Origin of the sequence: Pseudomonas sp. RIT288, assembly GCF_000631985.1 — a bacterium.
Taxonomy (GTDB): Bacteria; Pseudomonadota; Gammaproteobacteria; order Pseudomonadales; family Pseudomonadaceae; genus Aquipseudomonas.
The window spans coordinates 349,899-376,506 of sequence record NZ_JFYN01000042.1 but is presented as its reverse complement, the minus strand read 5'-3'; the positions used below and the strand labels follow the sequence as shown (position 1 = coordinate 376,506).

General features: G+C 51.8%; 22 protein-coding genes and 2 pseudogenes. 18 read left to right on the top strand and 6 right to left on the bottom strand.

The genetic code is table 11. The features are described 5' to 3' along the window. Positions 1-27: 27 nt before the first annotated feature. The 6 genes from BW33_RS25165 to BW33_RS29735 all read left to right on the top strand — a co-directional run bounded on the left by BW33_RS25165 (position 28) and on the right by BW33_RS29735 (position 8,266). A complete protein-coding gene (locus BW33_RS25165; RefSeq protein ID WP_047601974.1) occupies positions 28-1,740 on the top strand; it encodes a phytoene desaturase family protein in 1,713 nt (570 codons plus the stop codon). A 68-nt stretch (positions 1,741-1,808) separates the two neighbouring features. Next, positions 1,809-3,284, top strand: a complete 1,476-nt coding sequence (locus BW33_RS25160) for an NAD-dependent succinate-semialdehyde dehydrogenase (RefSeq protein WP_201771636.1) — start codon at positions 1,809-1,811, stop codon at positions 3,282-3,284. A 332-nt stretch (positions 3,285-3,616) separates the two neighbouring features. Further along, on the top strand, positions 3,617-5,065 hold the full coding sequence (locus BW33_RS25155) for an APC family permease (RefSeq protein ID WP_047601972.1): 1,449 nt from the start codon (positions 3,617-3,619) through the stop codon (positions 5,063-5,065). 153 nt (positions 5,066-5,218) lie between these two features. Next, on the top strand, positions 5,219-6,295 hold the full coding sequence (locus BW33_RS25150; RefSeq protein ID WP_047601970.1) for a tartrate dehydrogenase: 1,077 nt from the start codon (positions 5,219-5,221) through the stop codon (positions 6,293-6,295). 601 nt (positions 6,296-6,896) lie between these two features. Further along, positions 6,897-7,835 (top strand): poly(ethylene terephthalate) hydrolase family protein, encoded by a 939-nt coding sequence (locus BW33_RS25145; RefSeq protein ID WP_047601968.1) that lies wholly within the window; start codon positions 6,897-6,899, stop codon positions 7,833-7,835. Between the two features lie 185 nt (positions 7,836-8,020). Further along, positions 8,021-8,266, top strand: a complete 246-nt coding sequence (locus BW33_RS29735) for a hypothetical protein (RefSeq protein ID WP_152546158.1) — start codon at positions 8,021-8,023, stop codon at positions 8,264-8,266. Here the strand turns inward: BW33_RS29735 and BW33_RS25140 are convergent. Next, positions 8,243-8,818, bottom strand: coding sequence for a LuxR C-terminal-related transcriptional regulator (locus BW33_RS25140; protein ID WP_047601967.1), 576 nt, complete (start codon positions 8,816-8,818; stop codon positions 8,243-8,245). The genes BW33_RS29735 and BW33_RS25140 overlap by 24 nt on opposite strands. A 536-nt stretch (positions 8,819-9,354) precedes the next feature. Here BW33_RS25140 and BW33_RS25135 point away from each other — a divergent pair. The 7 genes and pseudogenes from BW33_RS25135 to BW33_RS25105 all read left to right on the top strand — a co-directional run bounded on the left by BW33_RS25135 (position 9,355) and on the right by BW33_RS25105 (position 16,133). Beyond that, the gene (locus tag BW33_RS25135; RefSeq protein ID WP_047601965.1) at positions 9,355-10,698 is read left to right on the top strand and encodes an MFS transporter; all 1,344 of its coding nucleotides are present in this window, start codon (positions 9,355-9,357) and stop codon (positions 10,696-10,698) included. Positions 10,699-10,777: 79 nt separating this feature from the next. Next, positions 10,778-11,554 carry an SDR family NAD(P)-dependent oxidoreductase gene (locus tag BW33_RS25130; protein WP_047601963.1) on the top strand — a complete coding sequence of 259 codons (777 nt, stop codon included), beginning with the start codon at positions 10,778-10,780 and terminating at the stop codon, positions 11,552-11,554. Between the two features lie 97 nt (positions 11,555-11,651). Further along, positions 11,652-13,052 (top strand): GntP family permease, encoded by a 1,401-nt coding sequence (locus BW33_RS25125; RefSeq protein WP_047601961.1) that lies wholly within the window; start codon positions 11,652-11,654, stop codon positions 13,050-13,052. A 158-nt stretch (positions 13,053-13,210) separates the two neighbouring features. Next, positions 13,211-13,660: a cupin domain-containing protein gene (locus BW33_RS25120; RefSeq protein ID WP_052032750.1), complete on the top strand. Its 450-nt coding sequence runs from the start codon at positions 13,211-13,213 to the stop codon at positions 13,658-13,660. 95 nt (positions 13,661-13,755) lie between these two features. Further along, complete coding sequence (locus BW33_RS25115) at positions 13,756-14,058, top strand: DUF1330 domain-containing protein (RefSeq protein WP_047601959.1); 303 nt, start codon at positions 13,756-13,758, stop codon at positions 14,056-14,058. A gap of 230 nt (positions 14,059-14,288) precedes the next feature. After that, positions 14,289-15,551, top strand: coding sequence for an OprD family porin (locus BW33_RS25110; RefSeq protein WP_047601957.1), 1,263 nt, complete (start codon positions 14,289-14,291; stop codon positions 15,549-15,551). 213 nt (positions 15,552-15,764) lie between these two features. Beyond that, positions 15,765-16,133: pseudogene (locus BW33_RS25105) on the top strand (histone-like nucleoid-structuring protein, MvaT/MvaU family). Positions 16,134-16,546: 413 nt separating this feature from the next. Here BW33_RS25105 and BW33_RS25100 read toward each other — a convergent pair. Then, positions 16,547-17,293 carry an SDR family oxidoreductase gene (locus BW33_RS25100; RefSeq protein WP_047601954.1) on the bottom strand — a complete coding sequence of 249 codons (747 nt, stop codon included), beginning with the start codon at positions 17,291-17,293 and terminating at the stop codon, positions 16,547-16,549. 199 nt (positions 17,294-17,492) lie between these two features. On the opposite strand from BW33_RS25100, the gene BW33_RS25095 reads away from it, so the two are divergent. From BW33_RS25095 to BW33_RS25085, 3 genes are all read left to right on the top strand, one after another. Beyond that, positions 17,493-18,371: a phytanoyl-CoA dioxygenase family protein gene (locus tag BW33_RS25095; protein ID WP_052032749.1), complete on the top strand. Its 879-nt coding sequence runs from the start codon at positions 17,493-17,495 to the stop codon at positions 18,369-18,371. A gap of 37 nt (positions 18,372-18,408) precedes the next feature. Next, a complete protein-coding gene (locus tag BW33_RS25090) occupies positions 18,409-19,305 on the top strand; it encodes an alpha/beta hydrolase (protein WP_047601952.1) in 897 nt (298 codons plus the stop codon). Positions 19,306-19,508: 203 nt separating this feature from the next. After that, positions 19,509-20,228, top strand: a complete 720-nt coding sequence (locus BW33_RS25085) for a TetR/AcrR family transcriptional regulator (RefSeq protein WP_047601951.1) — start codon at positions 19,509-19,511, stop codon at positions 20,226-20,228. Positions 20,229-20,273: 45 nt separating this feature from the next. On the opposite strand, the gene BW33_RS30595 is transcribed toward BW33_RS25085, so the two are convergent. The 4 genes and pseudogenes from BW33_RS30595 to BW33_RS29915 form a co-directional block, all read right to left on the bottom strand. After that, entirely contained in the window at positions 20,274-21,029 is a 756-nt protein-coding gene (locus tag BW33_RS30595; protein WP_442965419.1) for a methyl-accepting chemotaxis protein, read from the bottom strand. Between the two features lie 102 nt (positions 21,030-21,131). Further along, positions 21,132-22,097: pseudogene (locus BW33_RS30590) on the bottom strand (PDC sensor domain-containing protein); the annotation flags it as partial. 450 nt (positions 22,098-22,547) lie between these two features. Then, the gene (locus BW33_RS25075) at positions 22,548-24,041 is read right to left on the bottom strand and encodes a cytosine permease (protein ID WP_236645240.1); all 1,494 of its coding nucleotides are present in this window, start codon (positions 24,039-24,041) and stop codon (positions 22,548-22,550) included. Beyond that, a complete protein-coding gene (locus BW33_RS29915) occupies positions 24,038-24,259 on the bottom strand; it encodes a hypothetical protein (RefSeq protein WP_046061863.1) in 222 nt (73 codons plus the stop codon). The genes BW33_RS25075 and BW33_RS29915 overlap by 4 nt, the downstream gene beginning before the upstream one ends. A gap of 310 nt (positions 24,260-24,569) precedes the next feature. Between BW33_RS29915 and BW33_RS25065 the strand changes: the two genes are divergently transcribed. Beyond that, positions 24,570-25,334: an SDR family NAD(P)-dependent oxidoreductase gene (locus BW33_RS25065; protein WP_047601947.1), complete on the top strand. Its 765-nt coding sequence runs from the start codon at positions 24,570-24,572 to the stop codon at positions 25,332-25,334. Positions 25,335-25,615: 281 nt separating this feature from the next. Continuing rightward, positions 25,616-26,593 (top strand): helix-turn-helix domain-containing protein, encoded by a 978-nt coding sequence (locus BW33_RS25060; protein WP_047601946.1) that lies wholly within the window; start codon positions 25,616-25,618, stop codon positions 26,591-26,593. The last annotated feature ends 15 nt before the right edge of the window (positions 26,594-26,608 follow it).

The window sequence follows — 26,608 nt, the reverse complement described above, 5'->3', positions numbered from 1 at the left end:
GATTTCACATTCAGATGGAATGACGCCGTGAGTAAGCATAACGATCTTGATGCCCTGATCATCGGTGCCGGCCATAACGGGCTGGTGTGTGCAAATTATCTCGCCAGGGCAGGCCTCAAGGTATTGGTGTTGGAGGCCAGGCCGATTGTGGGTGGCGCCTGTACCAGTGAAGAACTGATACCGGGCGCTATTTTCTCTTCTTGTTCGTACATTCAGATGATGTTTCGACAGGAAGTGGTCGACGATCTGGAACTGAAAAAATACGGCCTGGAGTCGGTGGCTCCGGGCTTGCAGGAAATGGCGCTATGGGACGACGGCGATCGTGTGATGTTCTGGCAGGAGATCGACAAGACCCTGCGTTCGATCGAAGATCACAATAAGGCCGATGGCGCCAACTTCATGCGTTTCGCGACGCGGCTCAAGCGTTTCGGCGAGCTGACGCATGAGATCCAGCTCGGCGACCCGCCGACCCGGCAACGCTTGAAAGCGATCTTTGACGACGCCGGTGAAAGCGCGCTGTACGACGCGTTCATGACGGCTTCGGCCGAGGATCTGCTGAAGGACTACATAGAATCCGATCGTCTTCGTGGCTTCATGATGTTCATGGGGCTGGTCTCCACGTGGGGAAGTCCAACCACGCCAGGCACGGCTTATGTCTATGGCTATCACGCGTTGGGAGAGTTTGAAGGTCAGTTCGGTCGTTATGGCCTGCCGAAAGGCGGGATGGGCATGATCAGCGAATCACTGGTCAGTGCCTTGCAAGCATTTGGTGGCAGGGTTGAAACGAGTGCGCCCATCCAACAGGTGTTGATTGAAGAGGGGAAGGCAGTGGGGGTTTTGCTGGCCTCGGGCGAGCAGCTTCGCGCGCCGCTGGTCATTTCCGGTGCAGACCCAACTCGCTCTTTGGTGGGGTTGTTACCCGAAGGGACGTTGCCAGAGGCGGTGGCAGCCGATGCCAAAGCGATTGATCAGCGCGGCTCCATGGCGCGTATTCACCTGTTGGTGGACGCGCTGCCGGATTATGTCGGCTTTCCGGCCGGCAAGCTGGGCCCCCAACATCAGGGTTTGAACATTCTCGGCCCGTCTCCCGCCCTGTATGAAATGGCCTGGCAAGCACAGCAGCGTGGGGAGTTTCCGGATGACATGGTGGTCGAGGCGCTGATTCCCTCTGTGACCCACCCGGGGCTGGTGAGCCAGCCAGGTACTCATACGCTCTCGTTGGGGGTGCAGCAATTGCCCTTTGACCTGGCCCATGGAGATTGGGACACACGCAAGGACGAGTGGGCTGACAAGGTGCTGGAGATCTATTTCCGCTATGCACCGAACATGCGCAATCACATCCTCGCTCGCCACGTGATCACCCCACTGGATCTGCATCGCGACTATCACATCACCCGTGGAAACATCTTTCACCAGTCCATGATCGGCCTGGACAACCTCTTCGACAATCGCCCCATCAAAGCGGCGGCGCATTACCGGACGCCGATTCCCGGTTATTACCTTTGTGGTTCCGGCAGCCATCCCGGCGGCGGTGTCAGTGGCATGCCCGGGCACAACGCGGCGCAACGCATCCTTGCCGACCTGGCTGGGCAAACCGATACGGCAGCGGGGCGCAAGGTGCTCAAGGTGGATAACGGGCTGATCGGCAGTTTGTTGAAAACGGATGTCGGGCAACGCCTCGGTTATCAGGTCGCCAGGTCGCGCATCTTTCGAAGTCTGACCGAACGCCTGAGCAAGTGACAGCGATTGCGTACGAGGTGCCTTTTTCTTGATGGAAAGGCAGGCATGACCGAATAGGTGGATCACTCATGAAACTTCCAATCTTTACGCCAGGCTCCAACGCTGGCGGTCGTCGCAAGATGTTCGTCAATGGTCAATGGATCAGCGCCTTTGCCTGGTTCCCGGTGCGTTCTCCCGCGACCGGGGAAATCATCGCCGAGCTTCCGAGCGCCGGTATTGAAGAGGCGATGTTGGCTGCCGATGCCGCCAGTGCCGCATTCCAGACCTGGCGTCACACAACCGCTCATCATCGGTGCGCACTGCTGCGTGCCTGGTACAACGCCGTCATCGAACACACCGAGGGCATTGCCCGTACCATCACCATGGAAATGGGCAAGCCGATTCAGGAAGCCCGTGGAGAAGTCGTTTACGCCGCTTCGTTTATCGACTGGTTTGCCGAAGAAGGGCGGCGTGTCGGCGGCGAAAGCATGCCGAGCCAACATGGCAACAAACGGCTGGCGACCCTGCAACAGCCGGTTGGGCCTGTGTATGCCATTACACCGTGGAATTTTCCTGCGGCGATGATCACCCGCAAGCTGGCGCCGGCGCTGGCAGTGGGGTGTACGGCCATTGTCAAACCTCCCGTGCAAGCACCGCTCACAGCACTGTATTTCGCCAAACTGTGGGAAGAAGTAGGGGGCCCTCCCGGAACCTTGCAGGTGATTACCACCACGGATCCGCGGACGGTGTCTCAGGTGATGTTCGATGACCCGCGTATTCGCAAACTCACCTTTACCGGTAGCACTGAGGTGGGCAAGCGTCTGTACGAGCAATCGGCCAAGACATTGAAAAGGATGTCTCTGGAATTGGGGGGGCATGCGCCGTTCATCATTTTTGAAGATGCCGATCTGGACGCGGCCGTGGATGAGGTCGTGGCTTGCAAATTCCGCAATGCCGGACAGACCTGTGTATGCACCAATCGCATCTATGTCCATCGCTCGATCGCCAGTCAGTTCGCCGAAAAACTCGCTGTTGCGGTCAATCGGCTCCAGGTGGGCGACCCATTGCTAGAGTCCACCCGGATAGGCCCGTTGGTGGATGAACATGCACGCGATAAAGCACTCAGCCATATCGCCGATGCGGTGGCCCAAGGTGCTCGAATCATCGCCGGAGGTGTGCGGATGGAAGGCTTCTATGTTCAACCGACCGTGCTCCAGGACGTGACTGCAACGATGTTGATCATGCAGGAGGAAACCTTCGGTCCGGTGGCGCCGCTGATTACGTTCGACAGTGAAGCTGAAGTGGTGGCGGCAGCCAATGCATCGCCGTACGGCTTGGCAGCCTATCTGTGGACTAGGAACCTGACCCGAGCGCAACTGGTGGCTGAAGCGTTGGAATACGGAATGATCGGCGTCAACGATGGAGCGCCATCGACCGCACAAGCGCCGTTCGGTGGCAATAAGGACAGCGGACTGGGCAGGGAAGGTGGTCACTGGGGACTTCAAGAGTACCTCGACGTGAAGTTCATATCGACCAAACTTGAACGTTGTACTTTGGAGTCATAAATACACGTCTTACATGAGAAACGTCTGTTCTAAAGTATTTGATTTGGGCGCGAACAGTCTGGAGAGATCTTTGGGTTTTCGCGGTACAGGGATATGACGGATCTACGAATAAAGTCTGCATCGATTCATCAATAATAAGGACACTTGTTACTTCGAAAAAACCAGAAAGTGCCGAGGTGTATATAGGCACGCTGCCGAGTATTGCTTGTTTAACGACTGCCTCGCTTTACCGAAATAAAAAACTCACTACCTACAGGGTTTTAGCGATGTCATACGAATATAGTAATAAACCAGCTACGCTGGACTTAGCGGGATCAATACCGGGAAAGACCATGAACCCAAGTTCTGATAGCCGAGACCTCGAGCGAAACAGTATCGGCATCATGGGTATCGTGTTCTTTGTGATAGCCGCCGCGGCGCCACTGACGGTGGTTGTCGCGTTGTTCCCTGTGATCATTGGCTCTGGAAATGGCATCGGCATTGCCGGTGCGTTTGTGGCGGTCGCCCTGGTGCTGTTGCTGTTCGCCGTGGGTTACGTGGCGATGAGTAAACACATCACCAACGCCGGGGCGTTCTACGCCTACATCACCAAAGGCATCGGCCGGCCCATGGGACTGGGCTCTGCCTCTTTGGCAATTTTTTCCTATAACGCGATTCAACTGGGTCTGTACGGAGGTATCGGCTATTACCTCAATGAGTTGCTCGGCAAGCAACTCAACCTCCATCTGCCGTGGTGGGTGTACTCCTTCACCGCCATGGCGATGTGCCTGTGGCTGGGGTTACGGCGTTTGCATGCAGGCGCCGTGGTATTGGCGGTCCTGCTCACGCTGGAGACCGTAATTATCCTGATACTGGACCTGGGCATTTTGTTTGGCGATCACTCGGTGCCGGTGAGCCAGTTTTCGTTTGAACCATTCAGTCCGTCGGCGACATTCTCAGGCGCAATCGGTGTCGCTCTGATGTTCGCCCATGCATCGTTCATCGGGTTCGAGGGCACTGCCATTTATGGTGAGGAAGCGCGCGACCCCAAACGCACGGTGCCGATAGCGACCTATATCGCGGTGATATTCATGGGCGTGTTTTACGCGTTGACAGCCTGGTTGATCATCAATGCAATCGGTACAACCGAAGCAGTGACGGTGGCCAAGGACCAATCGGGCAATCTGATTTTCTGGGTCAGCGATAAGATCCTCGGTGGCTGGGCGACGGAGTTGTTTCAAGTGCTGGTCATTACCAGTCTGTTTGCTGCCATCGTAACGTTCCACAGCAACGTGGCCCGTTACCTCTACTCATTGGGGCGCCAGGGGTTACTCAGCCAGAAACTGGGCTCGACTCACCCCGTGCAAAAGTCACCCCATGTGGCGTGCTACGTGCAAACCGCAATGGTTGCGGTGGTGGTCGCGATATTCGCAGTGCTGGGGCTGAATCCCTACGACACGCTCTTCACCTGGTTCACCGGAGTAGGTGCTGCAGGGATCATCACCATCCAGTGCATCGCCAGCATTGCGATCTTCGTGTTCTTCCGTCGTTCCACGGTGGACAAACGGTTGTGGCATACCTTTGTCGCGCCGCTGTTAAGCGTCGCGGGTCTTCTGCCGTTTCTTTATTTTGCCCTGACTAGCTTCGATGTCTTGCTGGGCGTACAAGGCGCACTTGAGGTGTTCTTCATGGCGCTGTTGTTTGGTTCGTTTGTGTTGGGTTTCCTGGGCGCATTGTACTTGAGTGTCCGGTCACCCGAGAAATATTCACGGTTGGAGTCTTCGTTAGGCGATCAAGTCTGACAACTCGCAGGCCTGTCTTTGCCGCTGCTGCGATAGGCGCAGTAGCGGCTGAACTAATGATGATGAACGTAAAGTTTTTCATCGCGCTTTGTCATTGCTTAAGTCGATTTAATTCATAGCTATTGCTGTTTGATAATCTAAAGAGGACGTGTGATGAGCAAGACGTTTCGAATTGCCGCGATTGCCGGCGACGGCATCGGGCTCGAAGTGATGCCTGAGGGTATTAAAGTTGTGCGAAAGGCTGCTGCCAAGTACGGCATTGAACTTGAGTTTCAAAGTTTTGAGTGGGCCAGTTGCGATTATTATCTTGCCTGCGGCAAGATGATGCCCGACGACTGGTTTGAGCAGCTGAAAGGTTACGATGCTATTTACTTTGGTGCTGTTGGTTGGCCGGATAAAGTGCCGGATCATATTTCCCTTTGGGGGTCATTATTAAAGTTTCGCAGGGAGTTCGATCAATACGCGAACATACGCCCGGTGAAGCTGTTCCCTGGCGTGCCATGCCCACTGGCCAATCGCAAGCCGGGCGATATCGATTTCATCGTAGTCCGGGAAAATACCGAAGGTGAGTATTCCTCGGTGGGGGGACGGGTCTTCGAAGGGACGGAGCACGAGTTCGTGCTGCAGGAATCAGTGTTCACTCGGCGAGGTGTCGACCGCATCCTCAAATATGCCTTCGACCTCGCCCAGACCCGATCACGCAAATATGTGACCGCCGCTACCAAGTCAAATGGCATGGCAATCAGCATGCCGTACTGGGATGAACGCGTTGCGGCGATGGCGGACAACTACCCCGAGATCAAATGGGACAAGCAACATATCGACATCCTGTGTGCCCGCTTTGTCTTGCATCCAGATCGCTTTGATGTGGTGGTGGCGTCCAACCTGTTTGGCGACATCCTCTCTGACCTCGGCCCGGCCTGCACGGGCACCATTGGTATTGCGCCTTCGGCCAACCTCAATCCGGAGCGCAAATTTCCTTCGCTGTTCGAACCCGTCCACGGCTCGGCACCGGACATCTTCGGCAAGAACATTGCCAACCCTGTTGCCATGATTTGGTCGGGTGCGTTGATGCTTGATTTCCTGGGTGATGGCCCAGAGTTCCGTGCTGCTCACGATGCAATCATGCAAGCCATTGAGACGGTTATTGCTCATGGCCCGAAGACGCGTGATTTGGGTGGGCAGGGTTCTACCCAAGAGGTAGGCCAAGCGATCGCTGACGCTCTTTAACTTCGCCAGTTTAGCTAGTGGCGGTGCTTTCTTCGTTGGGCCGTCACTGGCGTTTTGTTTAGGCGTTATCTCGCAGCGTGTGGGAGTCAACCAGCAGGACCTTGGATTCGCTCTGTCAAATAGTTGGTCGTACCGTTTCCAGTGAAAACTCACGAAGGCAATATACAGATTTGACGAACTCATGGAATCAAATACGCTTGAGTCCCATATATCTTGGCTGAGGAAGGCAATTGCCCCTCATGGAATAGAGATTAATTCTATACGCAGACTTGGATGCGGGATGCATCAATCCCCGGATCAGACCGATTAGTCATAGGAGACTCAGTATTGGGTATAAATTGCTCTTCTCCAGCCATATCTTGAAAAAAGGCCAGGCTGGACGACCAATCCATCATGATCGCAGGCTGAGCGATACAAAACGAGCTGCCATAGGTAATCTGCGCAGTGCTGAATGCGCGTCTGTGTGCTTATGAACGCCCGGCCGCGCCAGTTCGGTCGGCCTTAGCTCATCGAAAGATTGAAGAGCGCTAAATTGTTGAATGGGCAGGCCGTCGACATGAGGTCAATTGATGGAAAAATCGCATAATGGGATGCTGTAGTAATGATGAGATTGGCAAATATTGGTTTGATTGTTCTGGCTTTCACTGGGCTAGTCGGTTGTGACTCCGCGACCCAACCAATGGTCAAGGAGCGTTATTTTGACAGCGTGTCGACTGCCAAGCCGCTTGAGGCGAAGTACACTGGGTTAGGGGAGTTCACGGTCGCATCGAGAACCTTCAGTAGTGGTGAGGAGAAGTTCCCGAGCTATAAAATCTGGTATCCAGCGGAAATGGAACAGAAGAACAAGGCCTATCCTCTTGTGATCATGGCCAACGGCACCGGTGTTACGTATCCCAGGTATGAGCCAATCTTTGAACACCTAGCTTCTTGGGGATTCATCGTCGCTGGAAATGACGATGAATGGAGCGCACTCGGATCCTCCTCAGCCAAAGAACTGGATTTTATTCTTGCTCAAAGTAAAGATCCTTCCAGCCTTTTCTACCGCAAAGTAGACGTTCAAAAGATAGGCATTGCCGGACACTCGCAAGGTGGGGCGGGCGCGATCCACGCAGTAACGGACTTTCCAAACGGTTCAAATTATCGAGTACTTTACAGCGCCAGTGCCGTCTCACTATCGATGATTGAATCATGGAAGATCGACAAGAGGTGGAAATATGATGTCGGCAAGATTCGGATTCCTTACATGATGGTCGCGGGAACTGGGGATATTGATGCCAAGACAATTGCACCGCTGGCGTCCCTCGGAAAGAATTTCGACGACTTGACCGGAAACGCGATCGCCGTGATGGCACGACGCAGAGGTGTAGATCATGGCAATACGCTTGATCACGCTGATGGCTACATGACGGCTTGGTTTAGATTCCTGTTACTCGGTGATATGGAGGCCAAGGGGGTTTTCTCAGGTGTCGAGCCGGAGATTCTTCAAAACAAGGGGAATTGGCAGGATGTTAAGATCAAGGGCGAGCAATCGCGACCTTGATCCAAGCGCTGTCAACGCGGCATCGCGACGTAGCTCAGGCGCTCAGCGGACTATCGCCGCGATACCGCGTTTGAAAGACAAGTTGGCTCGCCTCAGATGTACAAAGGCGCGCGACAGAGCCCTAATCGATCCACATTTCCGCAGATGGGCTGGCTCCGTACTTACTGGCACTGGCGGGAAACGTCTTGACCCAAACTGTCACCCAAAGCAAACGAGGCCCGAAGGTGCCTAAACCCGAGGAGTGGCTGGAAGCCAAAGCAGTGCATGCCCATGTGTCGACGGATCGGGTGATCAAGACCGCTAAAGTGAAAAAAACCTTGAAAGAGCTGGGCTATGGATTGGAAGATCGACATTTGCTAGAGCGATTGCAATCTGTGCCGACATCGCAAATGAATAAAAGGACGGGTCTACTTCAAGACAATTATTTTTGAGACCAATTCAGCACTATTTTTTGCCTTCAGCTTTTTCATAAGCCGTCCACGGTGAACTTCGACAGTGCGATGTGAAATGTCGAATTTACGACCAATCTCTTTGCATGTGAGCCCATTGACGATGTGAACGGCGATCTCCCGCTCTCTAGGCGTGAGGTTGACGGTCGCTCGGACAGCTTGATCAATTCGTTCAAAATGCCAAACCATGAGATGAAAAGGGTCTTCTGGCGTCAACGTGTACCCCTTAGCCCTTGCCCAAAAAACCTCACCGCTTTGATGCTGCATAAAGCGTTCATCTGAGTACGCACCATTCTTGGCATGCCTTAACCAATTCAGGCTGCGATCACCAATAATCTTAAAGTCCGCCTTAGACGGGTAAAGCTTGAGTAGATGCTCATCGAGCAGCTCCTCTCGCTTGAATCCAAAGAGAGTCGCGAATGCATCATTGAGCTCCAGTATGCGCCTATCGCCCGTAATCACCTGGGGCGCAGGAGAAACCTGGAAAGCAAGACGTTCGAGGTCTTGTAGCTGCTGGCGTGTTGGGTCAGTCATCGTTCTCCACCTTGAAATAGGTGCTCGTCCAGGCTTTACCGATCCTTAGGTTACCAATCCCCGTACGTAGTTGCACGAATAGCGAAAGCTGTCGGCCTTGCGGCAATCTAGGTGCTCCTTACCAAACGAAACTAGGGAAACGTCATGGCGAGCATGAGATACCGACATCTGTAGGCCGATATCACGTATCACAGATATACCGGGGTGTTTCGTAATTGTCATATAGGATTATATGAATGGTCGTTATCAAAAATATTGCGATGGTTTGATAGTTGAATGCCTGTCATGTCTCTGTAAGAGAATGTCAGTTTTCTAATTAATAATGAGTTAGAAAAGGTCGAGAGCGAAAATAAAACATACCATCACCATGAGTTTCGCTGGAGGCATGCTCGTGCCGGGTGCGACAGCTTTTCGTCCGCTGAGAAACGCCTGGAGTTGCTAACGCTAAAAAAGAAGAGGTTGCGCGGTAATAAGTCTCCTTGCTTGATGAGGAACGATCGGCACTTTCCATTAAAAATAAAAAGAGGAATCCTCAGATGCATAATGATAGCCTTGCATGCCATAGAAGAAGAGCCTTTATCGGTGCGACCTCCGGCCATCTTATTGAATGGTATGACTACGGTGTATACGGATTCTTAGCCGTCTACATCGGACATGCGTTCTTTGTCTCAGATGATCCAACGACAAGCTTGCTCAGCAGCTTTGCTGCATTCGCTCTCAGTTTTTTTATACGACCACTTGGAGGACTGTTCTTTGGCCCCCTAGCTGACAAAATAGGCCGTCGTCGGACGTTAGTCACCGTCCTCATTATGATGTCAGGTTCAACGTTTCTGATGGGGCTTCTTCCTAGCTACGCGTCGATTGGTATCGCTGCGCCCATTCTCCTTGTGCTCATCCGCTGTATGCAGGGTTTCTCTGCAGGGGGGGAAATCGGAACGATCACAAGCTACATTTCTGAGTATGCAGGCCCAGGAAGACGCGGTTTTTCAACTTGCTGGTTAATGGTAACCGCTGTGCTCGGCCTCGTTCTGGGTGGCGTAGTCGCTAACGGACTTACTTGGATTCTCGGCGCCGAGCACATGCAGAATTGGGCGTGGCGCTTACCTTTTTTAGTCGCGGGCCCAATGGGTTTGGTCTCGATGTACATCCGCCTCAAATTGGAGGACAGTCCCGAATTCATAGCTATTCAAAGTAGAGGTGAGACCTCCAAAGCTCCACTGCGAGAAGTGTGGTTATGGAAGCGAGCTGTCACGTTGGTTTTTTTCATTATTTCGCTTCATAGTTCAATATTTTATCTGGTGCTCACCTTTTCATCGACCTACATGTCTCGCATATTGAAGTTTGACGCGGTAACGACTCTTCTTCTGGTTTTCATCGCAAGCATTTCTGCTGCGTTTGTCATGCCGTTTGGTGGGATGTTCACTGACCGATATGGACGCAAACCATTTCTTCTGATTGTTGGCTGTGCGGCGACCGTGGCGATGTACTGGCTATTTAATGCCGCTGAAGGTGCGACGCCAGGTTCGTTCTTTTTGCCTTTGATGGTGGTCGCAATTTTATTCGGACTGTATGCATCCTCAACCTACGCAACAATGAGTGAGCTTCTTCCTACGCGTATCCGTTCCACTGGCATTGCGGTTGCTTACAATATTCCAGTAGCCTTGTTTGGTGGGAGCGCTCCATTTATCTCTACTTGGTTAATTCAAAAGACTGGAGATATATCGTCGCCGTGGTACTTCTATGTGAGTACTGGAGTAGTTTCGATTGTGGCCCTGTTGATTTTACGCAAAGAAGATTTTGTAGCGGTATCAAGCTTCTCCCAGATGACCGCTTCCGATAGTGAGCGCGCTGTTTCTATTGGTCGTCAGATTCAGCGATAGTCCAGCCAATAGTCAGATTTAAGAACTATGATGGTTGGCGCATTAAAATAATTAAGAAGCATAGCCTGAGGTGTGTTGTATGAACTTTGAAAATAAAACTGCTTTTGTAACTGGCGGCGGTTCGGGCATTGGCGAAGCTGCTGCGGTTGCGTTGGCGGCAAGAGGTGCTCACGTAGTAGTGGCTGATCTGAACCTAGAGAACGCAACTAAAGTCGCCAACTCCATTTTGAAGCAAGGTGGCAACGCCATTGCTGTATCGATTGATGTGTCGGATGCAAACTCCGTTGATTTCGCGTTCAATACTGCTGAGGAATGGTATGGAGACACGACACACCTCCTAGTCAACAGCGCTGGCATTCTGGGCATTCACGCGTTCATCGACTATCCGGTGGAGCTTTTCAACAAGGTAATGGCTGTAAACGTCACGGGTACTTTTTTGTGCTCGCAGCGTGCCGGCAAAAGCATGTTAAAGGCTGGATATGGTCGTATCGTCAACGTTGCGTCGGTGAGCGCCGTACGTGCCGGGATTGGGCGTACAGCCTATGGCACTTCTAAAGCAGCTATGGTTGGGCTCACCAAACAGCTTTCAATGGAGCTAGGCCCTCATGGCGTTACAGCGAACGCCATTGCCCCAGGCCCGGTTCTCACCCCCTTGACTGAGGCGAGCTATACACCCGAGACGATTGAGGCGTACACCTCAATGATCCCTGCACGCCGCCTGGGTGTACTTGACGATATGAGCGCGACAATTCTTTTTCTTCTATCTGAAGGTGCAGCATACATCAACGGCGCATATTTGCCGGTGGATGGAGGGTACCTCGCTAGCGGTGTAAGCAAGACAGGGAAGTTGAGTTAACTAACTTTGTTTCCAGGCTCTTAATGGGCCTGGGATCAGTTGAATATAAAAAGTCTGATCTAAATAATAATAAATCTAATCAGGTGTGAAATATACTATGTCTGTGCTTATTGCTTTGGCAGCGTTAGGTTTCCTCATGTTCATGGCCTACCGGGGCCACAGTGTCATACTGGTAGCTCCAGTGGCGGCCCTCGGCGCTGTTTTTTTTGTCGATCCGTCATCTGTCGCCCCCATCTTCTCAGGTGTGTTTCTTGAAAAGATGGCGACATTTCTAAAGCTGTATCTGCCGGTATTTCTACTTGGTGCTGTATTTGGGAAGGTTATTGAAATATCTGGATTCTCAGAGGCAATTGTAGCTGCAGCAATCCGCTATTTTGGTCGTTCTAAGGTTAACTTTATCGTTGTTGCTGCGTGCGCGCTGATGACTTACGGTGGCGTTTCCGTGTTCGTTGTGGTCTTTGCTGTATATCCGTTTGCAGCAGAACTTTATCGTCAAAATAATATCCCCAAGCGTCTGATGCCAGGTGCGCTGGCCTTGGGCTCGTTCTCATTTACTATGGATGCTCTTCCCGGTACGCCTCAAATCCAGAACATAATTCCAACGACTTTTTTTAATACAACTTCCTGGGCTGCTCCAATACTAGGTGTATCGGGATCCATATTTGTATTGATTGTAGGTTTGATGTATTTGGAGTGGCGACGCAAATCGGCCATGGTCGCCGGTGAAAGTTATGGTGAGGGGCATACTAATGAGCCTGAACGTGTCGAGTCCGTAAAACTACCTAATCCCATTCTGGCGTTGACTTCTTTGCTGGTAGTGGGAGTTGTTAATTACTGTCTTACCCTCTACATTCCGACTTGGTATAGCGCTCTTTACTCGATAAATCCAGATATTTTTCCAGGGTTGCCAGCGATTGTTACTGGTAAAACTTCTAGCACCGCCGCCATTTGGGCAGTGCAGGGGGCGCTACTTTGCGGCATCTTATTTGTGGTCGCTGTTGCATTTAGGCAAGTCCGCGAGCGCTTTGTAGCGAGCGCAAAGCACGCTGTTTCTGGCGCTTCTATGGCAGCGCTCAATACAGCGTCTGAATACGGCTTCGGTAGCGTCGTTGCCATTCTGCCTGGTTTCCTCGTGGTTAGTAGTGCGCTCCAATACCTCCCCGACCCGTTAATAAAGGCTGCTGTTTCAGTAAGTACTCTGGCAGGGATCACAGGATCTGCATCCGGAGGGCTGAGCATTGCACTTGCCGCAATGGGCGATCAAATTATTGCAGCGGCTAATGCTGCAAATATCCCGCTTGAAGTTATGCATCGCGTTGTATCGATGGCAAGCGGCGGTATGGATACTCTACCTCACAATGGTGCGGTGATCACATTGCTTGCCGTCACTGGGCTCACCCATAGACAGGCCTACAAGGAGATATTTGGAATAACCATTATCAAGACTATTGCAGTGTTCTTTGTGATTGCGATGTTCTATACCACTGGGCTCATTTGAATTGAGTACTACTGTAGGCGGTATCATTTTTTGTTAATGACTGCAGTAGTAGACATTTGAAAGGCTTTTTAGTCGAAATTTTAATGGCGTATTTCGTAGTTGATTTAACTGCGGATATTCTCGCGTGAATATTGCCTGATAAAGTAAGGAGAAAAGAGATGAAAACTGAATTAAAAGTCCCACTGGAACTCCCGGAATCTGTTGCCGAGCTCGCAAAAAAACTAACATATGTCACGCCGCAAAGCGCCCCGTTCGTTCCTGGTCGTCGTGCTTTCTTCAAGTATCGCGATCTTGGTTTAACTGATGCGACCGCCGGTGTAGCGAGGGCACAGGTCACCTGCGCAACTGATGTGATGGAGCAGACTGGATGGCATTATCATATCTGCGATGTTCATTTCATTTATGCTCTCCGGGGCTGGATTGAACTTCAGTTTGAAGACGGGAGAACTATTCGCGTTGAAACTGGCGAGTCGCTATTTATTCCGCCAGGTCTTAAACACAATGAAACGGCTATCTCATCGGATCTTGAGCTTTTTGAAATGTCAGTGCCCGCAAAAATGGGAACAGTAGCCTGCGAACGGCCAAGCCACTTGCCGGCGAGTTTCTAGTCTGCCACCAAACAATCCAGATAGGGGAGGGCGGGACTTGAATGGTTTCGCCTTATATAAGTACTCAGATGAACTTATTTTGAAAGGGATTTAAAATGAATAAGAAGGGTTACCTTTTAGCGGAGCTTACGATCACCGATCCAAGTGTCTTTTACGAGGATTACATGACCAAGGTGAAGCCTATACTGAAGAAGTTCGAAGCAAAATTCTTAGTTGCAACTGACTCGCCTGAAGTGATTGAAGGTGAGCGCGTTGTGCCACGTGTGATTTTTCTCGAGTTTTCGTCTGTCGAGAAGGCTCGGGAATTTTATTACTCTCCAGAGTATGAGGATATCATCGATTTCAGATTTAAATCCTCATCAGCACACCTGTACATTCTTGATGGACTCCCCGGGTAGCAACTCCGATTGCTCAAGCGGTTGGATTCCAGACTGCCTACAACTAACAACGGAATTTTCCAGGGCTGCTACTTCGGGAATTGGTCGGAAGTCGGAGACTTATTAATCGATGGATAGGAATATTTAAACCCCCTCTGTACCCGGTAGAGGGAAAACGCACTGCAATGTCATTACATGAAACGCAGCCGGGCGGTTCATACCTCGCACAAAACAAAAACAAGGTGCCAGTGATGTCTTATTTTTCTCAAAAAGTCGTGTCTCTCTGCTCGTCTTTGATGGTTGCTCCCTTCGCTTCCGCAAATTTTGTCGATGACTTCAAGGGTAGCCTTGAACTTAGAAATTTTTATTATAATCGAGATTTTCGTAATGAAGGAGCAACTCAGTCCAAGCGTGATGAATGGGCGCAAGGTTTCATCGTAAATCTTCAGTCGGGTTTTACAGATGGGGCGGTGGGTTTGGGTGTTGATGCCCTCGGGTTGCTTGGCGTGAAGTTGGATTCGAGCTCGGATAGAACCGGATCTGGCTTGCTTGCTTTCGATTCCGATCGCAATGTTGAGGATGAGTACGGCAAGTTTGTTGCCACAGCAAAAGCGCGATTAGGGAAAACGGAAATGAGGCTAGGCGGTGTAAATCCCCTTATGCCCTTACTCTGGAGCAATAATAGCAGGCTCTTGCCACAAGTTTTTCGTGGTGGCCTACTAACCGTCAAGGACATTGACAGGCTCACGGTGACAGCGATACGCATCAATGCTGTCAAACAAAGAAATTCAACTGATTTTGAATCTCTTACCGCCACTGGGTATGCTCCTGTTGAGGCGGATCACTATAATTACCTGGCCTTCGACTTTAAACCAACAAATAATTTAGCACTGAGTTTGCATGCGGCTGAGCTTGAGGATCTTTACCGTACATATTTTGCCGGTATAAAAACTACGCAGCCATTCCTTGACGGGAATCTAATAGCAGATGTACGACTTTTTGATTCAGGGGAAAGCGGGTCAAATAAGCTTGGCAACGTTGATAATCGGACGTTAAGTAGCTATTTCGCTTACAACCTACTGGGACATACCTTCGGTGGCGGTTTTCAGAAGGCGTGGGGCGATACGCCATTCGCATTCGTCAATGGTACTGATTCTTACCTCTTCGGTGAGTCGTTGGTAAGTACATTTACCGCACCAAATGAGCGAGTTTGGTTTGCTCGTTATGACTATGATTTCGCGGCGTCAGGGCTGCCTGGCCTATTGTTTACAACCAAGTATGTCAAAGGGGACGATATAGATCCCGAGCTACTGACGACCCGACAAGCTGCTGCTCTGCGCCGGACCGGGGATCAGGGAAAAGAATGGGAGCGGGTGACCGATATTTCATACGCTATCCAAAGTGGGCCTGCCAAGGGCTTAGCGTTCCAATGGCGTAACTCGACGAACCGCTCAACTTATGCAGATAGTGCTAACGAAAATCGCTTCATCATGCGCTACACCTTCAATTTTTGAGTAACCTTCGTAGGGGCCGAACGCGTTCTTGCGTCGGCCTCTTAAACAGACGACGCCTTCACTTGCAATTCCGTTCCGCAAACAGGTCATAAAGGCCGTGCAATCGCAGCACAGCTCCGAACTCGCAATTTCCTAAAGCTGATCTTTTCCCGACTTTCTGAAAATTGCTGTTTTTGGTATAGCGTTAGAGGACTAATCATCTGGAGACTGCCGATGTCTAAGCTTGCTGAATTCCGTCAGCTCGAATAACACCTCGCAGAGCAGCTCCATGTTCTCGAATCCTTGAAAGGCGACGCTGGCCTCAAGAAGGAACTCGAATTTGAAACCAGGCTGCGTGCGCTACTCGCCGAGTACGGTTACAGCCTGCCGAACGTGGTCAGCCTGCTTGATCCACAATCTGGCCGCCGTCGTGCTCCAACCGTTGAGTCCAGAGCCGGCTTCCGGAAGCCACGCCAAGTTAAGGTCTACAGGAACCCTCACACTGGTGAGCTCATCGAAACCAAAGGTGGGAATCACAAAGGCCTGAAAGAGTGGAAAGCCGAATACGGCGCTGCCACTGTCGAGACTTGGCTGACAAAGTGAGTTTGGTTTGAGTACAAAAAGGCCCTTCGAGGCGTGCTCAAGCAGTAGGTCTTACCCGAACCAGCGTGGTGACGAACGCATCGTCTATCATCTCGGAAAGGTACTCTATGAAGATCGTCGTGTAGATGACGCCCTGTCAGCAGAGGCCGTCAGTACGCTTGGTGAACTGGCAGTTGTCGAGTTGACAGGTGTTTTTGGATATTACGCGTTGGTGGCGATGACACTAAACGTCTTTGCCGTGCAGTGTAATCGAGATGCGCCGCTCCCGTTTTCCGAGTCCTGGCTCTTGCTGACGTAGCAATCTCAGCGTCACTCATTTTCTACGCCGTCGTGTTAACGCGCCGCAATGCGATAGAACGGATTGCGCAGTGGTCGCTGGCACCATCCCTGGTGAAAGCGAAGGGGGCATCTACTTACTGCGCGAGGAATCCGCCGTCGACCACAAATTCGGCTCCTGTCGCAAAGCGCGACTCGTCTGAAGCCAAAAAGAGCGCCATGTTGGCGATATCGATTGCTTCGCCCAGGAAGCCGATTGGATGCAGCTTGGCCAAACGCTCCAGCTCAACTGGGTCATTTCCAACCATTGGCGTCACGATGTATCCAGGGTGAATGCTGTTGACCCGAATCTTGTAGCCACTTCGGCCAGCATGCAATGCAGCTGATTTGGTGAGGTTACGGATTGCGCCTTTACCTGCGCAATATGCTGCGTATTCCGGATGGCCAACAATGCCTTCGATGGACGACAGATTGATAATCGATCCTCCATTTTTCCGAAGGTTCTTGAAAGCATGTTTCACGCCGAAGAAGGTGCCATTGAGGTTGACTGAAAGCTCCTTGTTCCAGTCGTCAAAGCTCATGGTTTCGACATTGCCGGGTACCGCGATGCCAGCGCTGTTTATGACGACGTTCACGAAACCAAACTTTGATACTCCGGCCTGAAACGCTGAAATCCATTGGCTCTCATCCCGAACATCCAAGCGGGCAAATATTGCCTCACCACCTGCAGCCTGGATGGCTTGCACAACTGAACTGGCCTTTGCCTCATCGATGTCACAGATGACAATTTTGGCGCCTTCTTCTGCAAATCGTATGGCGCTGGCTGCACCAATGCCTGATGACGCCCCGGAAATCAACGCAACTTTGCCTTCTAGTCTTTTCATTCTGGTGCCCCTCAACGATATGAATTGTTGAGGAGACGCTATTCGCAGTTCGCCAACTTTGCCTAGCCAGTATCGGCAACGGATGCAGTGGGCAGGAAACGACTACGGTGCCATGTCGGCTTGCCGATTATGGATAAAGGAATGCTCATTCGCCTTGTATAAAAGCTTCACGAACACCTGAAGTTTTCCGGAGAGCAAAATGAGTAGCAAAAAAGCGTTGGTCACTCTGCCTGGCAGCGCGAGCATCGACGACATCCTTGAGTGCCTGGAGCGCGATGGTGGGTGCATTGTTAAAAACATGCTCAAGCAAGAGACCATCGACGGACTATGGGCTGATTTGGCTGACGTGCTGGACGTTGCTCCTAATGGCGACGGTTCTTTCGTTGGGCGCAAAACAAGGCGCATATCAGGGCTGTTTTCCCGGTCACTGCACATGCAAGAACTCATCACTCAGCCACAGTTGTACGGCGCGGCAGAGAAGCATCTGTGCAAGCCTTTCAAATACTGGCTCGACGGTGTTCAGCACGTGTCCATCCCAGCGCTGCAAATGTCATTGACCCAGGCAATCATGATCATGCCTGGTGAAGGAGCACAGCCGCTGCATCGGGATGATATTGCGCACCACCGCCGTCACCCTGGCCCTGACAGTCAGATCCAGGTGTTGTATGCACTGAGCGAATACACCGAGGTAAATGGTGCGACGCGAGTTATTCCAGGTAGCCACAAATGGGATGACGATCGTGCGCCAACCTACGAGGAATCCGTACCGGCTGAGATGAATGTTGGTGACGGCTTGATCTACCTCGGATCGACTTACCACAGTGGTGGCAGAAACACGACGGTGGACAAACCACGTACTGCGATCGCCACTACCTTGGTTTTGGGGTACTTGCGTCAAGAGGAAAACCAATACATCGCTGTGCCTCGTGAGCGTGTTCGTGAGTTCCCCGAGCGTGTTCAGCGCCTGTTGGGCTGGAGCACGAACCCACCGTTCTGCGGATGGATCGAGATGCGCGATCCCAATTATCTGGTTGCTCCAGATGCCGCTTTGAATACCACCGCCGAAGATATCCTTTAACGCACATTAACGGGCGGCGACGCTTGGAGAACCAACGATGCGCAGTGACATCAGCTTCGAAACTACCGATGGCGTGACGCTCCGAGGGTGGCTGTACACTCCTGAAGGACAGGCAAAGCATCAGTATCCGGCCATCGTCATGGCCCACGGTTTTACTGCAGTAAAAGAGCAGTACCTGGATAAGTACGGTGAAGTGTTTTCGCAAAATGGTTTTGCCGTATTGATCTACGACAACCGTAATTTTGGATCGAGTGATGGTCTGCCTCGGCAGGAAGTTGACCCCGTCCTTCAGATCCGCGATTACCGAGACGCCATTACGTTCGCGTGTAAGCTTGAGCAGATCGACAGTCAGCGGATCGGCATTTGGGGGTCGAGCTACAGCGGTGGACATGTTTTACAGGTAGCAGCTTTTGATCGCCGGGTGAAATGTGTAGCGGCACAGGTGCCTGATATAAGCGGGTCGATGGATGTGCGCCTTGCCATTCGCCCTGATTTGCTGCCTGCAGTCATAGATGCATTTGAGGTAGACCGGGCTGATCGCTATGCGGGGAAGGCCCCTATGATGCTCGAAGTCGTTAACGAAGACCCAACAAGTGATTGTGCTCTTCCGGGGCAGGATTCCTACGACTTCTTCGTTCACAGCGGACGAACCATCGCTCCTGCTTGGCGTAACGAGGTAACGCTCAAGAGCGTTGAGATGCTGAATGAATATGAACCAGGATCTGTTATTGATCGCATAAGCCCGACTCCGCTGCTGATGCTTGTGGCCAAGCGCGATACGTTGACGGTCACGGGTTTGGCTCTCAAAGCATACGAGCAGGCGCTTCAGCCGAAGGCTTTGGTTCTGCTTGAGGGCGGTCACTTCGATCCTTACATCAAATACTTTGAAGCTTCGAGTAAGGCAGCGACGGACTGGTTTTTACAGCATCTGTAGATTTGCTTGCAAAGACAAAAGCCTCTGAAATCTCGGGGGCTTTTTTCTTCAATTTCCTTGGCGGTCAGATTGAATCTTCCATGATGCTGCGAGGGGGCTCTGCGTTCGGAAAGTCAGGCAGCTTATCCGAAGTTTGCAACTCAAGGGTGCCAACTGGTCATCCCGCGCACTGGCGACTTTGGTTAGGGTTAAGATGAAGACGAATGCTCGAATCGTTCCCACCTGGAATGGGTCACCAACGCTACAAAAGGAGCGGCCACGGCGTGCTACTAGGGTATGAAGAAAGTGAAGCTGGGGACGTCAGCCCCTACAGTCGTGCGGGTAAGCGGCTAAAAAAAATCGAAGAGATCAATGATGCCGCTGCCGTTATCTTTGTGCGGGATGGCTACGCGCAATTCTCTGCCCGAAAGGTTGCCAAGGAGTTGGGCATTAGCCTCAACAACCTTCAGCACTATTGTGGCAATACGGAAAATCTTTGCCGGCAAATGATCAAGGCCAAGCTTGGTCACTTCGTAGAGGCCGTGAATCACCTGGTCGAGAATGCCTGCGCCGCGACACCGATTGAGCGATTGGCAGTTGCCATTCGGGAAAACTCATCAGCGACATTTGATACAGAAACTGGAAAGTTCTTTTTTCAAATGGGCGCTTTGGCCAGCCACGATGAGTCGGTCAAGGATTTAATGGTCAGTCAGTACAACCAATTCCTTACCGGCTTCTGTCAGTTGATCACTGAAATCAATCCAGCGTTACCAGCGGACAAAGTCCGCACATACGCTGCTCTGATCGCGACACAGATTGAGGGAAATTTTTTCTACCAGGATCAGTTGAGCCCAACGTCGGGGCTCCGCGAACAGATGGTCGAAACCGCGATCTCATTTTGGACTGCCACTTTGACGCGCTCACCAGCAGATGACTCTGCTTAGCCAGGTAAGTGCGCCCTCGCATAAGAGGGCGCAAAGGTGAACAGATCAGACTTTGAAATGGCCTACTTTTTCTTCGAGAGTCTTCGCCAACTGATCAAGGTGCATACTGACGGTTTCCAATTCTTGACCGTTCACGGCCAATCTCTGGGTGAAGTCCCTGATGTTGCTGACGTTTGCACTGACTTCATCAGCCACGTTGCTTTGTTCCTCTGTAGCCGTCGCGATCTGTAGGGTCATGTCATTTATCCTTCCGACCCCCATGCTCATCTGTTGAAGGGCATCCCCGACCCTGGCGAATTCCTCAACCGTCGTGCCTGTCAGTGAGTGGCTTTCGCTCATTGCAGTGACCACATTAGAGGTGTTCTGTTGAAGAGCTTCAATGACTAGCTGGCTCTCTGCTACCGAATCCTGGGTGCGCCGAGCTAGCGTTCGAACTTCGTCTGCGACAACCGCAAATCCTCGACCGGCTTCGCCAGCGCGAGCGGCTTCGATGGCGGCATTCAATGCGAGTAGGTTTGTCTGTTCGGCGATCCCCCGAATGACCTCCAGAACGGAACTGATCTTTGTACTGCTGTCGGCGAGCGCCCTGACTTGGGACATGTTCTGACTCATGCCATTGGACAGTTTATGAATTGTCTGGCTTGCGCTGACAATGATTCGGTCAGCTTGTGATCCCGCGTCATTACTATCCTGCGCGGCATCGGCGGCAGATGCGGTATTCCTGGCCACTTCCTGCGCAGTCGCCGCCATTTCGGTAGACGCTGTAGCGACCTGATCGACCTCATTGGCTTGGGCGTTCAATTTGGCACGAGATTCTTGTGCTATCGCGGACGCGTGCGTTGCAGCCTCACGAGTTTTCTGGGCAGTGGCTTGGATCTCTCTAATCAGAGGATGCAGTTTTTCCAGGAAGCGATTAAACCATCCTGAAAGCTCACCAAGTTCGTCAGGTCGGCGGTAGTTGATCCGCTTGGTCAGGTCGCCGTCACCGCTCGCGATTTCCTTGATCATGAGCGTGATCACACTCAATGGTTGAAGCGATTTGTGGATGATCACCGCGCTTAACAAAAGGCCTAATGTTCCGAGCAACGCACCGAACATAATACTTTGCCACATACCTGAACGGCGTCGTGTATCGAGCTGGTCTGCCAGCTTGTCAGCAGGTGCCATCAATGTAGCCCATGGAACGTCGATCTTTACGGCCCAAGGCGCTGACTCGCCAATAGGAGAGAAGGGCAGTAGCAACTGAAAATTGTCGCGTTCGCGAGCCGCTGATATCCCAGAGGCAAATGTTCGAGCCTGAAGCTGCGCTCCATTTTCAGGCCACACCTCAGATGCAAATTTTCCAGCTGATTTCGCCGAGGCGCTGTTCGCAGCGACTACGCCCAAGTTGCTCACGATGCTCACCGTCGAATGTCCGCCGTAAATATCTCGGGAGAGCTTTTCGCTTTGCTCCTGAAGATCATTCAGACTCAAATCGACCACCAGCACACCGACATACTTGCCCTTTTCCAAGTAGGGAACTGCAAGCGATACGAGACCTTCGGTTTGGCCATTCAGTGTGTCGAAGTAAGGGGCAGTTATGCAGGGCTTAAGCGTACTTTTCGAGCAGCTGTACCAATAATTCATCGGTTGGCCGCTAGCATTCGATTGATCGCCGTTGATGGTTTTTTCGTCTAATGCTGCTAATTCGAAGGTGCTGCTGCCGTAACGAGAGTAGTAGGTTGAGAAACGGCCAATTTCGTTTGAACCGAACTCTGTCTTGCCTTTGAATCCTTCATCCTCCCCACCTGCTTGATTGGGTTCAAAAGCCACGTATAGCCCCAAGAAAGCCGGGTTGGCCGCAACTGCCTGATGAATGCTTTTGACCATGTCTCGTCGCAGGTTCCCGGCGCTGATCCGACCCTCCGCAAACTGATCTCGAAGCGTACCTACCTGCAGAGCTACCTGCTGAGCTAATAGCTTGGCATCGCTGAATTTTTTCTCTATACGAGCTTGTTGGGCTTTCCCGTTGCCGATGAGCTGATCGCGAGCTGCGACTTCCAATAGAACACTGCTCTGTGTTCGGATTTCATCTGAAGACACTTTTCCCTGGAAGACGTTAAGGGCAACGACGCTCGCCAGTGTTGTCACTAAGCATAGTCCTGCCAAGGCTGGCATCCTGAACTTTATTGAATACATCGATAGCATTAGCAACGCCTCTGTTGGGCGCAGTGAGCTGCGCACACTGCATAAAAAAGGGCGCCTGGAAGACGCCCTGAGGGAAACGAGATGTTGGACTCAGCTTGGGCTGGGCCTCATTGCCGGAAACGGAACTGGCAGCTAAAGGCTGACCTTCATTGCTCCAGGTGCAGGCTGTGGGTCGAGTGTCGGACGGCTGGTGATAGCCGTTCCTTTGGTGTAGTTACCTTTTCCCATCGGAGCCACAATGAGTCGCACGGCCAAGTAGTACGAAGCTCCAGATATGGCGATTACTGGAATGGAGGCGCCCAGGTAACGAAACCATTGATGCATCGCAACCGTGACGGGGTCATACAGCGCCAGGTAGCCAATCACCGCCACGATGCTGATCACTACCGCTGTCCAGTTCACGCCACCCCAGTAGGCGTAGTTGCTGTTGCGAGTCGCGAAAAGACTGGGAGCATCGAGTTGCTCGCGTCTCAGGATGAAGTAATCAACAAGCGTGATCCCGGAGATACCCACAAACATCACGCCGTTGTACGACAGCCAACTCATAACCTTGGACAGCAACCATTCGGTCTCAAAGGCGAAGTACACCCCAGGCAGCAGGAGGAGTGCGAGAAGCAGTTCCCATTTTAATCTCGCGAAGAATTTGACCTGCTGAATTGAAACCCCCGCCAGGTAGATCATCACAACCATCGTGGCAACGTTTGCCGTCAGAACGATGGTCATCACGATTGAGCCGAATACTGGCCCGCCAACTGCGATCATCCAGATCGTTGGGTCGTAAGTGCCTGCGCTGATGGCTGCAAGGGCTGCAACGGTGGAGACAACCGCCGCTCCGAGGATACCCACACCAATGATTGATGGGCCCATCACATGATTTTTGCTTTTTACCAGGCGGGTAAGACCACCCATGACTGGCCACCAAGTCATGGCGTTGGAGACGCCAAACTCAACGGCAAGTGCCAGGCCCTGTACGGGATCATGCGACAGCATCTGATCTGGGGCCACTTGGTTGTGCCACAGGTTTTCGAGCCCGAATTTATGCACCAGGATGCCAAACATCACCAAGGTGATCAGCATGTGCAGCGGCCCGATAAAACCGTTGAGACGTTCAAAAAACTTCGGCCCTTTACATGCAATAAACCACACAAGGAACAATGTCGCCAACGCAACGCCAATCACCAGGTGCTCATGTGAATCGCCAGTCACCTGGCTTCCTGTGACGGTGGCGGCGACGTTCGCTGCTCCCCTGGCTGTCAATGCTTCAACTACGTAAGACCAGCCGATCAAGGTTGCAAGCAAGCCAAATAGGGGAACGATGATCCCTCTGTAACCGAAAGAAGCTTTGGCGGTATCAATAGGGTCGGTACCGTATTTGTAGCTGGGCACTCCCGAAGCGAGCGAGACCAATGCCATGCCGATGATGAGGCCGATCACATACCCCATCACTCCGAGCCGCCAATCACCTACATACGGTAGATAACTGCCGATGAGGAATGCCCATGTGGCCGCACTGAATGCGCAACAAGTCCAGAGAAATGAGCCGTAGGTTTTGTACACCCGGTTACCCGACAGAACTGGCAACCGACCCGCGAGGGCTTCTTGTTCGACGCTATGTGAAGTGCTCATGCGTTTGCTCCTACAGCCAGCAAGGTACCGATCCAGAGAACAGCACCCAAGAGAATCCATATAGAGGCTTCTCGAACGAGCGACGCAGCGCTACTCCAGCATTCGGAGGAGGTGTGCTCGGGCTGGTTCATGGCCTCCAATTGCTTCAACAGATCCGTGTTCAAGCTTTCGCTTGTACTCATCATTCCTGTGCCGTGTTCAACGTCAGCTTTGCTCATGTCGTTGCTCTCTGGACGAGTTCTTACGATGCCGTCCGCTTTGGCTGTTTTAGAAAATTATTATGGCAGCGGTAGTAAGTGTTGCTGGACGCTTAGTTGTTGCTTCCCTTCGACGGTCAGTAAAACTGTCCAATTGCGCCCTGTATTCAGCCTACGCTTGGCAGCTGTTACCTCGTATCCATTTTTGGCAATCCATTACGAGATTTCCTCCTGTCGGCAACCTCCCTGCGGTTTGCCGATATTGGCTATGGCTACGCCCTTCCTTAACGCAAAGTTGCGGGCTCAGCCTCAAAAAATATGGATTACAGCCATGAGCAAAGAAATGAACATTGTCGTTGTTTCTGGAGCTGGTTCTGGAATCGGCCAAGCGACCGCCGTCCACTTTGCAAAGAATAATTTCTGTGTGATCGGCTGCGACCTTTCGCAATCTGGCTTGGAAGAAACGGCCCAAAAGGTCGGCTCTGGCAGCTTTCATGCCCGGGTCGTGGATGTCTCTCAAGAGGACGAGGTGCGTGGGCTATTTGAGTTCGCCAGATCCTTCGACGTTGCGCTTCATGCCGTGATCCCTTGCGCGGGGGTTGCTCGCACAGGACTGGTTCATGATTTGGCGAGGGAAGACTGGGAGTTCATGCTAGGAGTAAACCTCACTGGTACCTGGCTAATGTCGAAGTATTCGATGCCGATTTTTATGGAACAGAAAACGGGCGCTTTCGTTGCCGTAGGATCCGACGCTTCAGTGCGTGGTGCATCGGGATATGCGGCTTACTGTGCATCTAAACACGGTGTACTGGGACTTGTACGTTGCCTGGCGCTGGACTATGGGCCTTGGGGAGTACGTAGTAATGCAGTATGTCCAGGCTTCGTACAGACTCGGATGATGGACAGCTTATTTGCGGAGGCGAGTGACCCTGAAGCCGAGATGAAGTCTTACGCCAAAGAGGTACCTTTGGGTAGATTTGCCCAGCCTGCCGAGGTGGCGAAGGTCATCTATCACCTGGCTTCCGAAGAAGCCGGTTACACGAATGGGATCGTTTATTCTCTGGATGGAGGAGCGACTGCTGGGCATTTTGGCTAGTCAAGTTTCGCGGGCATTTGGGTCGTTTCTTCTCGGATCTGTGGTTGAGAAGTGAGTAAATTCGCACCAGTCTGGGTCATCCGACCCAATAAAATGCAAAGTCGGTATCACTTCACAAAAGGCGCAAAAGCCCAAAGCGGCTTACGTCTTTCACTACTCGGCCTGTAGCGCGTGTTTTAGACACCTCTCTGCGCATACGCGGGGAATAAGAATGACTTTGATGGGGGGCGGCATGGAGCTTGCTTAGAGACATAGGTCACCTAAGTTAAGCGAGATTCATGATGGCCATGCACGCACCTCAGAACGACACCAGGTTTCGGTTTATGGAGTCGCATGATGCGTTTGAGCACGCGGGTGGCCTGAACGAATGGGACGACAATCGTTACCATCAGCTTGAGAAGAAAGCTCACTTCCATGGTGCTATCGCGAGCCATTCCATTGCCGGAAAAGTGCAGGTTACTCGCGAGACAATGGACAGTCCCTGTGTCGAGCAAATATGTCATGTTCCGCTTGATTCGATAGTCATCGTTAACGTGCGATCCGAGGAGGATGTGCTTCTCAATGGCAGGTACGTTAACGCCGACACCTTTCACATTTCATCTGGGCGCTCTTTCCATGCGGTAGCAAAAGCGCCTATCGAAGCATTGATGCTTACTGTCAGTAAGGCAGCTTTTCTCGAAACATTCAAAACTGAAGCTTTCCTGAATATCGAGTCGAAGCCATTCGAGCGATTTATTCAGCCCTCCACCGACACTCAGATCGATTTCGAGTTGAACCTGAAATCTCATCTGAGTAACGTCTGTGCAGGAATCGGGCAAGCCCCATTCAGTTCAAACCTGGATAAGGTTTTTAGCTGCGTCCAAGAAATTCTGGATTTTGAAAGTTCTACTCGGTTCGTCGTTCCTCCTTCGACAAGGACATACATTGTCGAAAAGAGCTGCGAATTTTTCGCTCGCCATGTCCAGGATGAAGACATTGGAGTGCTAGACCTGTGTAACCATCTGAGGATCAGCCGTAGAACGCTTCAGTACAGTTTCGAAGATGTATTGGGCATGACTCCGCTGAACTATGTAAGGTCAGTACGACTGAACACCGCTCGGAAACTGCTGATGTCCTCACCGCAAGAAACAATTCAAGGCGCCGCGCTTGATGCTGGTTTCAGTCATCTGGGTAGATTTTCAAAATACTATCAGGAGTTTTTCGGAGAGCTGCCATCTCAGACTGTGAGCAGATTGGGCGCGCACCGACGTCATCATTAACAGTCCTCAAATGTA